This window comes from Pirellulales bacterium (assembly GCA_035546535.1).
Lineage (GTDB): Bacteria > Planctomycetota > Planctomycetia > Pirellulales > JACPPG01 > JACPPG01.
In genome coordinates this window covers 1-10,784 of sequence record DASZWQ010000161.1, presented here as the reverse complement: position 1 = coordinate 10,784, position 10,784 = coordinate 1, and the positions used below count along the sequence as shown (strand labels likewise).

Sequence of the window (10,784 nt, the reverse complement as noted above, 5' to 3'; positions counted from 1 at the left end):
GCGTTGCGCGGATTCAAAGGAAGCCTGTTCGAGGGTGGGCACCGCGTACCCTTCATCGCGCGCTGGCCCGGGCGTGTTCCGCCGGGTATTTCCGACCAATTGATCTGCCACGTCGATTTGTTCGCCACGTTCGCGGCACTGCTTGGCCGGACGCTCGCGGATGACGAGGCTGAAGACAGTATCAATGCGCTGCCGGCGCTGTTGGGAAAACCAGAACCAGTCCGCGAACGGCTGGTGCATCATTCGGGCGGATATCCGGGCGTGCTGGCCCTGCGCGATGGCACCTGGAAGCTGCTGCAGTCTGCTCAAGCCGGGTATGGCGGCAAGGCGGATCGTGAGCCAATGCTCGTGAATCTCGCCGACGATCCGGCCGAAGCGCACAATCTGGCACCGCAAATGCCCGAAAAGGTGCGCGAAATGGTCAAGCAGTTGGGCGCGCTCCGCGAGCGAGGCCGCAGTCGGCCCTGAGCGGCTGGATGGCCGATACCGTGGTAGGCGCCAATGGCCACAGCGTGCGAAGAATCGATCTGCAAATTGCGTCGGGTGGCGCACGATTTGCCCTCTGTCCACCGGCGCGGCGTCTTGCCGCTCGTAATGCCTTTACACTCCCCCGGAGAAAAGTCATGGCCAAATACGGCAAGAAAGCGGGCGCTTCCGTGGAGCGCGCGGTGCACGAGATGAAAGAGGGCACGTTAAAAAGTGGAAAATCCGGGAAAAAAGTGACGAGCCGCAAGCAAGCCATCGCCATCGGTCTTTCCGAAGCACGCGGGCAAGGCGTCAAGGTGCCGAAAAAGAAGGTGGCGAAAAAGAAATAGTTCCCGGCGGCGCTACCGGCAGCAGCGTTAGCGCCTGATCGCATTCCATCCGCGTCGATCAGCAGCCGAGCGGGAGCTCGTTTCCATGGGACAGGCCGCGCAGTACATTTCAAGAGAATCGTCGCGTGGCAGATGAAGCTCTCTAACCACGACAAGACGCATGGGTCTTCGCGAGTACCGCCGCAAGCGAGATTTTTCGCGAACCGCCGAACCGCGCGGTGGGCGGGGCGCCAAGCACAAGGCGCCGATCTTTGTCGTGCAGAAGCACGACGCTTCGCATCTGCACTACGACTTTCGGTTGGAACTCGATGGCGTTCTGAAGAGCTGGGCCGTGCCCAAGGGTCCGGATACGGACCCGGCGGTAAAGCGCCTGGCCATGCACGTCGAAGATCATCCGCTCGAATACGGCAATTTCGAGGGGATCATCCCCGAGGGCGAATACGGCGGCGGCACCGTCATGCTTTGGGACCGCGGCACATGGGAGCCGGTGGAGGACGACGCCCGCAAAGCGTATCGCGAAGGGCGGCTGAAGTTCATCTTGCACGGCGAAAAGCTGCAGGGGGCCTGGATGCTGGTGCGGCGCGGCGGCCGCCCGTCCGGAGCCGATGAGCGAACGTGGTTCTTGTTCAAGGAGCGCGACAAATTCGCCGGCGGAAAAACCCCGATCACCGATCGGGAACCCCTCAGTGTGAAAACGAATCGAACGCTGGAGGAAATCGCCAGCGATGCCGATCGCGTGTGGGGTCCTGGCGGCGAGAAGCGCAGCACCAAGAAGTCGGCCGTCGAGAGGCGCAATACGTCGGTCCAACGGCCCACAGCAACGACCGCTCGGGCGCAAATCCCGAGAAGGTCCAACTCGCGTTTGCGAAAATCGGAGGACGCCACGACCACGGGCGACGTTGTCGCCGGCGTCAAGCTTTCGCATCCCGACAAAGTCTTCTATCCCGAGCAAAGCTACACGAAGCGCGATCTGGCCGATTACTACGAGCAGATTGCCGATTGGATGTTGCCGCACGTCTTTGGCCGACCGCTGGCGCTGTTGCGTTGCCCGGCCGGTTGCGAAAAGCCTTGTTTCTTTCAGAAGCATCCTGGGACCGGCGCGCCGAAGCACTTGCCGCAAGTCGACGTGTCGGAGTCATCGCGGCCCGAATACAACTTGGTCATCAAAGACACCGCCGGACTGATTGAGCTAGTGCAGCTGAATGTGCTGGAGACGCACATCTGGGGCTCGACCGCAAAGAAGCTCGAACGCCCCGACCGCCTGATATTCGACCTGGATCCGGATCCCAAGGTCGAGTGGCCCGACGTGATCGACGCCGCACGCGCCGTGCGGCTGGTGCTGGAGGAGCTGGGGTTGCAAACGTTTCTGAAAACCACCGGCGGAAAGGGGCTGCACATCGTCGTGCCGATCGCGGCGCGCACCGACTGGGATGATGCTAAGGCTTTTTCGAAGGCAGTCGCCGATTTCATCGTTCGCGCGGCGCCCGATCGCTTCATCGCCACGATGAGCAAATCGGCGCGCCGCGGCAAGGTCTTCATCGATTACTTGCGCAATGGCCGGGGGGCCACGGCGGTGGCCGCATATTCGACGCGCGCCCGACCAGGCGCACCGGTGAGCATGCCTATCGCTTGGGACGAGCTTTCGCCGCAGCTGCGCTCGGATCAATTCACGATCGAAAACGCGCGAGCGCGACTGGCGAAGCTCAAACGTGACCCTTGGGAAGAAATGCCCAAGGTCCGGCAGTCGATCACCAAAACCATGCTGACGAGGCTCGTTGAGTGAAGGCATCGTGCGCCAGCTCGCTGGCCCTCGAATTGAACCTACCGATCGGATCGGTTACTTGTATGTAGATCGACAAACGTTTTACTCGATGGTGAACACGATGACAGAACCAGGTCGCCGCGAATTCCTGCAAGTGGGCGCCGCCAGTGTCGCAGCCGCCGCCTTGGCCGATTCACTGCACGCCAGTCAGCAAAATCAGCAAAGGAACAGTGGTGGCATTCCGTTGCGGCCCTTCGGGCGCACCGGCGAGATGGTCAGCGCTATTTGCCTCGGCGGCCACGCCTGCACGAACTTGAAGAAGATGGATGAGAAGCAGAGCCTGAGACTGATCCAGCGCGCCGTCGACGAAGGAATCACGTTCCTCGACAATGCCTGGGACTATCACGATGGCGGCGCGGAGGAGCGGATGGGCAAGGCGCTGGCCCAGGGAAACATCCGCAAGAAGACGTTCTTGATGACCAAGGTCTGCGGCCGCACCGCCAAGGAGGCGCAGTCGAACCTCGAAGACAGCTTGCGTCGCTTGCAGACCGACCACATCGACCTTTGGCAGTTTCACGAGATCGTCTACGACAATGACCCCGACTGGGTTTTTGCCGACGACGGCGCCATTCAGGCTGGTTTAAAGGCCGTCAAGGAAGGCAAGGTCCGCTATCTGGGTTTCACGGGCCATAAGGATCCGTCAATCCATCTGAAGATGCTGGCCAAGCCGTACGAGTGGAGCGCCGTGCAAATGCCGCTGAACGTGATGGACGTTCATTACCGCAGCTTCCAAAAGCAGGTATTGCCTGTGTTGAACGAGCGCGGTATCGCGTCGCTCGGCATGAAAAGCCTGGGCGGAAACGGGAGCATCGTCACGAAAGCGGGCGTGCCGGTCGGCGACGCGCTGCGTTACGTGCTATCGCTTCCCATCACGACGCTGGTCAGCGGCATCGATTCCGAGGCCGTACTGGACCAGAACCTGAAGATCGTCCGCGAGTTCCAGCCGCTTTCCGTTGCCGAGCGCGAGGCGATCGAGCAGCGGACAATCAAGCTCGCCGGCGACGGCCGCTACGAGCTCTTCAAGTCATCCAAGGCGTTCGACGGCCCGGTTCACCGCAAGCAACACGGCTTCGACGTCGCGCTCCCTTCGTGATGCCCTCCGCGCTCTCCTGACCAGGCCGAGCCGGAATCGCGTCGCACGACTGCTACCGTGCCACGACCGGCTGTACTGGTTCAATCGTTGCCTGGTGAACGCGTCCGCCGCGCTCCACCAACAATTGATAGGGCGCCGTGACACCGTCGAGTAATTGCCGCATGGCGCTGCCGCTGGCGAATTCCTGATCGTTGACGGCGTAGATACGGTCCAGTGGTCTGATGCCCGCTTTCGCCGCGGGCGAGCTGGGAACGACCGCCACGACTTTCACCGAACCTGCCTCGGCATCATCCTCGCGCCACTGAATGCCCAGTTTCGACGGGTTGCCGCGTAGTTGCACGGTCAGCTCCAGCGGTTGCTCGGCGCCCGCTCGGGTCGCCGCGATTTTCACCGGATTCTGCGCCGCCACGACCAGCCCGGCCAGATCCGTACCCGGCGCAAGTTCCACGCCGTTGAACGCGAGCAGGCGATCGCCCACCTTGAGCCCCGCTTGCGCGGCGGGCGCGCCCGGGGTCACGCCCACGACTTTCAACCCCGGCGCCGACGCATCGTGGCGATCCCATTGCAAACCCAGCCGGCCGGGCGGCGGCGGTTCGATACGCTCGCTCGATGACTTTCCGTAGCTCGATTCGCTACGGACCGCCTGGCGAAATGAAGGCAGCTGCGCCTGATCGGCAGCCGACGTCACGATGCCGTACAACAGCCGCGCGATCCGGTGCATGCCATCGATGTTCAGTTTCTCGACGTCATCGCTGGGGCGGTGGTAGTCGCCGTGCAGGCCGGTGTGCAACATGAGGATCGGAATGCCCCGCATGTAAAACGGATGGTGGTCGCTGTCGTTCTTGATCTCCCAAGAGAAGTCGATGGCCAGCGTCTCGTCCCGGTTGGGCATGCTGGTTAGCTTGCGCAACCCGCGTGCCGTTCGTGTACCGTAGACGGTGAGATTGTTGCTGCGCAGCCGGCCCACCATATCCATGTTGATCATCAGCTTGACGTCGGCCAGCGGTACCGTTGGCCGTGAGAGCCAGAATTTCGAGCCGTTCAGACCCGTCTCTTCCGCGTCCCAGAGCGCAAAGACGATCGTGCGCTTGGGCTTGGGATCGAGCTTGGCGCAGGCCTCGGCCACTTCCAATAACGTCGCCGAGCCGCTGGCATTGTCATCGGCGCCGTTGTGGATGTAGCCGGTCGGCCCATAGCTGTTGCGGGCATTGCCGTAGCCGACGTGATCATAGTGGGCGCTAACCAGTACGACTTCTTTCGCGAGCGCCGGGTCGCTCCCTGCGACCTTGGCCAGGATATTGCGAGAATTGGAATCGAATGTCTGAAAGTAGGTGCCGCGCTCGCCGGCGGGAGCGAGACCGAACGCCTTGAGCTTCCCTTGCAAGTATCCGGCTGCCGCCCGGCCGCCGCGGCTGCCGGTCGCGCGCCCTTCGAAGGTGTCGTCGGCCAAGGCGCTCACGTATTGCTTCAGCTCGTTGGCGGTGATGGTCTCGGCCGCGGCGTCGATGTTCATCTCGCCGGGCCAGGCCGTGAGGGTTGCCGTGCGTTGGTTTGGGGTGCGGACAAGCTCCGCGGCCGAAACATTGCTACGGCTGAGGAGCGGGAAAGGCAGGGAAGCCAATCCCGCCGAGCAAACGACCAGTGCCATTAAGAAGGATTGGCCCAGTATCAATCGCGTATCAAGCCGTCGTGTTAGCATCAGGCACCTGCCGAAAAGCACTCGTTGGTGGTATCGCGCGGCAGTTGGCCGCTGGTCGACGATAGGGGGCGATTGCGGAAATGCGGGAACGGTGCCCGCCGACCGATCCGCGGCCTACTATAATCCCACTCAACCATAGCTTCGAGGTTGGACTTCGAGGCTCCATGGGTGGCTGGTCGTCGGCAGATCATATGTTTCGGGGCTTTGCTTGCGACGCCTGCGGTTTCTCGCCAAAAGGATGGGGCCCGGACGGTCGGTAGCCGGCTTGCGATACCGGCCGAATTGCCTAAAATCGCGGCTGCGCCGGCAAAGCCCGTCCCGGACGGCTTATGGGCGCCACATTCGGAGAGGTGGCTGAGTGGTCGAAAGCGCGGGTTTGCTAAACCCGTGACCGGGTAACTGGTCCGCAGGTTCGAATCCTGTCCTCTCCGCTTCGATTTTTCGTGATCAACGCCGCCCTGCGCTGAACTTCTTGTCGCGAGGCGGTGGCTATTACTCTTCCACCGTGAACCGCGAGATTTTGCGGAGCGGGTGGCGTGGTTTCCGTCCGAAAGTAATTTCTCGGCACGCCCTTTGCTTTCGCCGGCTAACAAGGAGGCGAATGGCATGGCAAACCGAGTCGGAAGGTATCTTGTTGAGGATCGGGATGCGGACCTGACGCGAGCGCTGGACACGATGCGATTCTGCTATGCCTTGATCCGTCTCGGCGAGGCGCGAGACTTCGCCTCGTGGGAGCTTAATGCCCTCGCCTCTCTGCAGGCGAATGCGACGGCCGTTTTTCGCAAATATGGCCTGCCGGCGCCCTGGCTGACGTCAAATGCCAAGTGAGCGGAATTAATCCGGAGCGGTCGATCTTACTTCACGTTCTTTGCGCGGCCCGAACCCTCCTCGCCAGCAACGCCAGGCCGCCCTTTACGGTGTGGGTACAGGGGCGAGAGCCCATTGTCTCGGCTCTAGTGGCGTTTTTATGCGCCACCCCACGATCGTAAAGCGGTCGCATCCACGGTAAAGGTGTCAGGACACACCTCCGAAATGGCAATAATTTGTAGAACGACTCATTCAAACGACCTGCCGACAACGGAAATCCGCCATGCTCCTCGCAGTTGTAACTCTCACCCCTGAACCAAGTGCGATTATCGGCTGGTCAATTCTTATCGCCATCGGGGTCGGTATAGGCCTGTGGCGCAAGTGTTTCCGCGCGGGCTGAAGTCCAGGCTCCTTGCGTTTCTGCAGCCCGGTCGCGAGTCGAGCGACGGTTTGACGTCTTAACGTTCACCGGCATAACGCACTCCGGCACTTTGTTCTTCGGGCCCTTGACGGTCGTGCTGACCGATTCGCCGACGAAATCCTCGAACGCCTTTGGCACCAGCACGGGCGCCAAAGGCACGCGACAAGGCAATCGTCCGCGCAGGGGTTCGTCAGGTGACCGGCTGTCAGGCCGCAATCGTCGGCAGCGAAGTAACATCGGAAGCCATGACGCACTGTGTGCCTCCCCGCGTCACGGTGGGTGTCGCCGCTAGGGTCCGTTAGCACCGGCTCTAGCGGCTTTTTTCACGCGCACCGTCGCCGTCCGCCCGCTGCGCAAAGGCGGCGACATTCCCGCCTTGCTGGAAAACTAGACCCTTCTCTCAAAAATGGCATGAATCGTGATTTTTGCGCGTCGGGTTTCCAGTCCGTTTCGCAATTAGATGAGATAGAGGGCAAGACGGCGACCAAAATTGTCGACGGAGAAGTTTGTGCACGACGCCACAACCGAGGAGAACAGTTCGGCTCGCGAGCGTTTTTTAATTGTATGGGGCAAGAACCAGGTCGGTGGGCTCCAGTGCGCCTTCGGTCCGGCAACGACTTTTCGCTCGGTGGGGCCGAGTTTGCGACTTGGGTCGCACGGCGAGGAAGTCGCCCGCTTTTATGACGGCCTGTGGATTAATGTCAGGACCGGGGGGCGCTTTCCCTGCCTGTGGACAGAGACGTCCTCGCTGTTGGGTCTGGAAAACCCCACGACAAATCAGTCGCTCACCCTGGGCACGTTCGCCATGATCGGCGTGATGGGCAATACGGTATACGTCGAGCGTGAAAATAGCCGTGCCGTGGCGACTTTGGACGAAAGAGGCGGTTTCTGGAGGACGAGCCAGGACGAACGTAAGTGGCCCGACCTGACCCTGCGGCCAGCCTCGCCGTTTGGCAAGTAGCCCGCCGCCCCCCGCCAGAACCGGTCGGCGCATTGGGTGGGTGTCGAGCCTGCAACCGCACGGAACGTCATGACCAAAGCGACCAATGTCCGGTTACAAGGACGTATCCTGCGAGCAGGCCATTCGCCGTCGCGTGAGCAACAACCGCGTCGATGATCTGGCCGCGATGCCGTTGTGCCAAGGCGAACAGCATGCCGGCCAAGGTGCCGGCGAGCCACGATTGGCCGTGTAATGCACCAAACAGTGCAGAGGACGCTACGAATGCCGGCCACGAGAATCGATCCGGAGCGACCGCGAGGAAATCGCGCCGAGTGAGTTGCCGGATCAGAAATCCACGGAAGGCCAACTCCTCTGCCAGAGGCACCGTGATCACGTGACCTGTCACTCTAAAGGCAAGCCAGGCGGACGCCCATCCCGCTGGCGCAGCAGAAAGCGCCACGGGCCAACCGTCGTCGGAAACCGAATCGGAACGAGCTAGGAAAACCCAAATGACAAATGTCGCCGCGCCCAGTGCCGGCGCAGTCCACGAGCATCGCCCGGAGAGCTCGCGATACGACTTACGGCAACACCAAACGACCGCGGCAACGATCACAATCCGCAAGGGGTACAGCCAGTCGAAACCGCTGGAAAAGGCCGCGCCGACCATGGAGGCGGCGAGGAGCGCCAAAAACGGACTGACATAGGCAATTGCAACGTCGGGCTCACGGGACGTTCGCGCTGCTGGTGTCGCGTTGAGCCACGGGCACCACTCGGCCACGGCCGTAATCGCCAGAGCCAAGGCGACAAACGTGAGCACCCCTGCTTGGGAGTGGAAACCTCCTACGGCGACCTCGGGCCAGCCCCAATGTCCAATAGCGATCAAGAGTGCAATGCGCACGGAGTTCAACAGCAACATGCCCATCATTCCCAGCGGCACCAATAACAGAGCCGCCGGGAAGCGCAGGCGCCTCCGAAACAGCCAGAGATAAACGGTTAGAAAAACCGCCATCAGCCCCAATCCTTGAATCCCACTGCAAGTAACGCCAATGCGAACTTGGAATTCTCGCGTGCCGATCTCGAGGCGGGTGGGATCGCAGACGGGATTGTCAAAGAACAATCGAAGCAGAGCGTCGACAAGGTAGAACGTGGATTGGCTGAGCAGTTCCCAATTGAGCGTGGCCACGCGGCCGACGGACCAGCCGATGGCGCCGATTACGAAGCCCAATAACAATTGCCTCCAGCAATTACTCACCAATCCCAGCCAGGTCGGTAAAGACAGGCACGCCAACCCCCAAAAAACGGCTGTAGTCAACCCAGCCAAAACCCACGCACCAACCCAAATGCCAGGGTAAGACAAGCGGCGCTCGAGATCTCCCTCGAACAGCACGACGGAGAACCCGGCAAACAGCGCCAGGGCCACGAAGTGCAAGGGCAGGAACACACCCCAGCGGGAGAATGCTCGGGGCGAGCGCTTCTCATCCAAGCCAAAGAGCGCGTCGCGACTTATTACTGCCCAGAGCTCTCTGCTTCCCAGCAGGATCGACGCTAACGTGCCGAGCAGCCCGATCTGAAAAACCTTAGGCGCAGCAAAGAAAGTCCACGCCACCCAGGCGGTTTCGTGCGCGACGGAAGGCGTGTCAAAACAATACGTGAGGAGCAGAGCTTCTGTACCTAGCAAGCCAGCTAGGACTCCCCACCACACAAAGCTGAGTCTTTGCGCGGCCTCGGACCCGGCAGATTTGGATACTTCCGAGGGCACTAATTCGTCCAAACGCCAGCGGCACTCCTCACAAGCCGAGATTCACGTTCCGATTTGCCGGCGATTGATGCAACCAGCCAGTCTCGTCCAGCAAAACTGGCCCTCTGCGGCACCGAGACCGTGTCATGCAACGGCAGTTCCCTTCACCCCAGCGCGCACCTTCCGTACGGTCAACTCAGCAAACATGCCGGCAAACCACGACCCGCGAACGCTACGCGCGCAGCACCGGTCGCGAACTCGATAACCAGATTTGGCGCATGAGCACAAGCTCAGCCGTTCAATATCTGTCTTACCCGCGCGAGAAGTAGCGGGTCAGCAAGAGGACACCACCTGAGAGCAGAGCAATGCCGCTGGTAAGTGTGTCACCTGAGATTTCCGGTACGACTGGAACGGCCAAGGCGTTCGAGGCGACCGAACTCAATACGAGAGCAATTCCAACGACCATCGAGAGTTGATGGACCAGAGTCTTTGCGATCATTAGCTGTATCTCCCGAGCAGGGTGTCACGGTACGTAGAAGGGGGCGTCCTCCCCTCGCTTAGGTAGCACGATACTAGCCGATAAAGCGATTGTCAACAAAAAAACCCCCCAAGACCTAGACAGTGGCACCACCCATCCGGCAGCTCTTACGCCGTCTTGCCTAGAGAGTGCGGCGCTGGGCCGCAGCGTTGGGTGCGGATCGCCTCGCCCGATGATCGATGGTCGGGTAAGCCACGGGGCAGATCCCCCTTAGGCCACCAAGGTGTGAGCTGTAACGTCCGCGAAGGTGCTCTCCATCTCGACAAGCAGCGGAGGGAATGGACATAAAGAGGCCAACCGGTGCTGGGGATATGAACACCAAGATTTCCCCCGTTTGCGCCTGCCATGGGTCAGCCCGGGTTAGGGTATTATTGGATTGGTGGATGCCAGATAAGGGCGCTAAAATTCCTCCTAAATAGTCCTGGATCCTCCGGTATGCACGAGATCGCCAAGATCATCCTGGAGCACGCGGAAACCCAGTGGGAACGGAGCGAGGCAGTTAAAAAGGCGCTATACCTGGGCATGCCGCTCAATGAGATCGAGGAATATCTCGATTGGCTGGCCATGATCCGTAATCAGAAGCAGCCTCCGAACGATCCCCAAAGCGCCGACTGATCAGAATCGGCCTTTTTGTGGACCACTCTCTCCATGCGATTCTCACCGAGAGAGTTGCGACGGATTCCGGTCGTGAATCTTCGCCTCAGGCCTGGGGAATAATCGCGCGCTGCCCGAACGGAAGCAGCTCACGAACCGCGAAGTCGGCCGGGCTCGCAGCCTGTTGAAAAAAGCCCTCGTGGCTTTTTTCAACCTCGCCAAGTGCGAAGCAAAGCTTCGCACGGCTCGCAAAATAACGACTTACGTCGATATTTTGCCATCGCATCCCTGCGATGTCGCAGCCCGTTGAGTTCTTC

The 10,784-nt window shown here is 60.7% G+C and carries 12 protein-coding genes and 1 tRNA gene; 8 read left to right on the top strand and 5 right to left on the bottom strand.

The window, feature by feature from the left end; translation table 11 throughout:
• From VHD36_19410 to VHD36_19395, 4 genes are all read left to right on the top strand, one after another.
• A partial coding sequence (locus VHD36_19410) for a sulfatase-like hydrolase/transferase (GenBank protein ID HVU89505.1) occupies nt 1–468 on the top strand: 468 nt, incomplete at its 5' end.
• Nucleotides 469–476: 8 nt separating this feature from the next.
• Nucleotides 477–815: a DUF6496 domain-containing protein gene (locus VHD36_19405; protein ID HVU89504.1), complete on the top strand. Its 339-nt coding sequence runs from the start codon at nt 477–479 to the stop codon at nt 813–815.
• A 160-nt stretch (nt 816–975) separates the two neighbouring features.
• Nucleotides 976–2,598: a non-homologous end-joining DNA ligase gene (ligD, locus tag VHD36_19400; protein ID HVU89503.1), complete on the top strand. Its 1,623-nt coding sequence runs from the start codon at nt 976–978 to the stop codon at nt 2,596–2,598.
• A 100-nt stretch (nt 2,599–2,698) separates the two neighbouring features.
• Nucleotides 2,699–3,730 carry an aldo/keto reductase gene (locus VHD36_19395; protein HVU89502.1) on the top strand — a complete coding sequence of 344 codons (1,032 nt, stop codon included), beginning with the start codon at nt 2,699–2,701 and terminating at the stop codon, nt 3,728–3,730.
• 52 nt (nt 3,731–3,782) lie between these two features.
• Here VHD36_19395 and VHD36_19390 read toward each other — a convergent pair whose 3' ends face one another.
• Entirely contained in the window at nt 3,783–5,378 is a 1,596-nt protein-coding gene (locus VHD36_19390) for a M20/M25/M40 family metallo-hydrolase (GenBank protein ID HVU89501.1), read from the bottom strand.
• A gap of 395 nt (nt 5,379–5,773) precedes the next feature.
• Between VHD36_19390 and VHD36_19385 the strand changes: the two genes are divergently transcribed.
• Nucleotides 5,774–5,860 (top strand) — tRNA-Ser (locus VHD36_19385).
• Between the two features lie 175 nt (nt 5,861–6,035).
• Nucleotides 6,036–6,257 carry a hypothetical protein gene (locus VHD36_19380; protein HVU89500.1) on the top strand — a complete coding sequence of 74 codons (222 nt, stop codon included), beginning with the start codon at nt 6,036–6,038 and terminating at the stop codon, nt 6,255–6,257.
• Nucleotides 6,258–6,573: 316 nt separating this feature from the next.
• Here the strand turns inward: VHD36_19380 and VHD36_19375 are convergent, their stop codons facing one another.
• Nucleotides 6,574–6,816, bottom strand: a complete 243-nt coding sequence (locus VHD36_19375) for a hypothetical protein (protein HVU89499.1) — start codon at nt 6,814–6,816, stop codon at nt 6,574–6,576.
• A 349-nt stretch (nt 6,817–7,165) separates the two neighbouring features.
• Here VHD36_19375 and VHD36_19370 point away from each other — a divergent pair, with 349 nt between their 5' ends.
• On the top strand, nt 7,166–7,618 hold the full coding sequence (locus VHD36_19370) for a hypothetical protein (GenBank protein ID HVU89498.1): 453 nt from the start codon (nt 7,166–7,168) through the stop codon (nt 7,616–7,618).
• 67 nt (nt 7,619–7,685) lie between these two features.
• Here VHD36_19370 and xrtE read toward each other — a convergent pair whose 3' ends face one another.
• A complete protein-coding gene (gene xrtE / locus VHD36_19365; protein HVU89497.1) occupies nt 7,686–9,368 on the bottom strand; it encodes an exosortase E/protease, VPEID-CTERM system in 1,683 nt (560 codons plus the stop codon).
• A 277-nt stretch (nt 9,369–9,645) separates the two neighbouring features.
• Nucleotides 9,646–9,834 (bottom strand): hypothetical protein, encoded by a 189-nt coding sequence (locus tag VHD36_19360; protein ID HVU89496.1) that lies wholly within the window; start codon nt 9,832–9,834, stop codon nt 9,646–9,648.
• 474 nt (nt 9,835–10,308) lie between these two features.
• Here VHD36_19360 and VHD36_19355 point away from each other — a divergent pair, with 474 nt between their 5' ends.
• Nucleotides 10,309–10,488 (top strand): hypothetical protein, encoded by a 180-nt coding sequence (locus VHD36_19355; protein HVU89495.1) that lies wholly within the window; start codon nt 10,309–10,311, stop codon nt 10,486–10,488.
• A gap of 85 nt (nt 10,489–10,573) precedes the next feature.
• On the opposite strand, the gene VHD36_19350 is transcribed toward VHD36_19355, so the two are convergent.
• On the bottom strand, nt 10,574–10,784 hold a 211-nt coding region (locus VHD36_19350), incomplete at its 5' end, for a hypothetical protein (GenBank protein HVU89494.1).

Bases quoted from the DNA above. Each gene is read 5' to 3' on its own strand.
- VHD36_19395 (HVU89502.1), top strand. From the start codon at position 2,699: ATGACAGAACCAGGTCGCCGCGAATTCCTGCAAGTGGGCGCCGCCAGT.
- VHD36_19355 (HVU89495.1), top strand. From the start codon at position 10,309: ATGCACGAGATCGCCAAGATCATCCTGGAGCACGCGGAAACCCAGTGG.
- VHD36_19380 (HVU89500.1), top strand. From the start codon at position 6,036: ATGGCAAACCGAGTCGGAAGGTATCTTGTTGAGGATCGGGATGCGGAC.
- ligD (HVU89503.1), top strand. From the start codon at position 976: ATGGGTCTTCGCGAGTACCGCCGCAAGCGAGATTTTTCGCGAACCGCC.
- VHD36_19405 (HVU89504.1), top strand. From the start codon at position 477: ATGGCCGATACCGTGGTAGGCGCCAATGGCCACAGCGTGCGAAGAATC.
- VHD36_19390 (HVU89501.1), bottom strand. From the start codon at position 5,378: ATGGCACTGGTCGTTTGCTCGGCGGGATTGGCTTCCCTGCCTTTCCCG.
- VHD36_19360 (HVU89496.1), bottom strand. From the start codon at position 9,834: ATGATCGCAAAGACTCTGGTCCATCAACTCTCGATGGTCGTTGGAATT.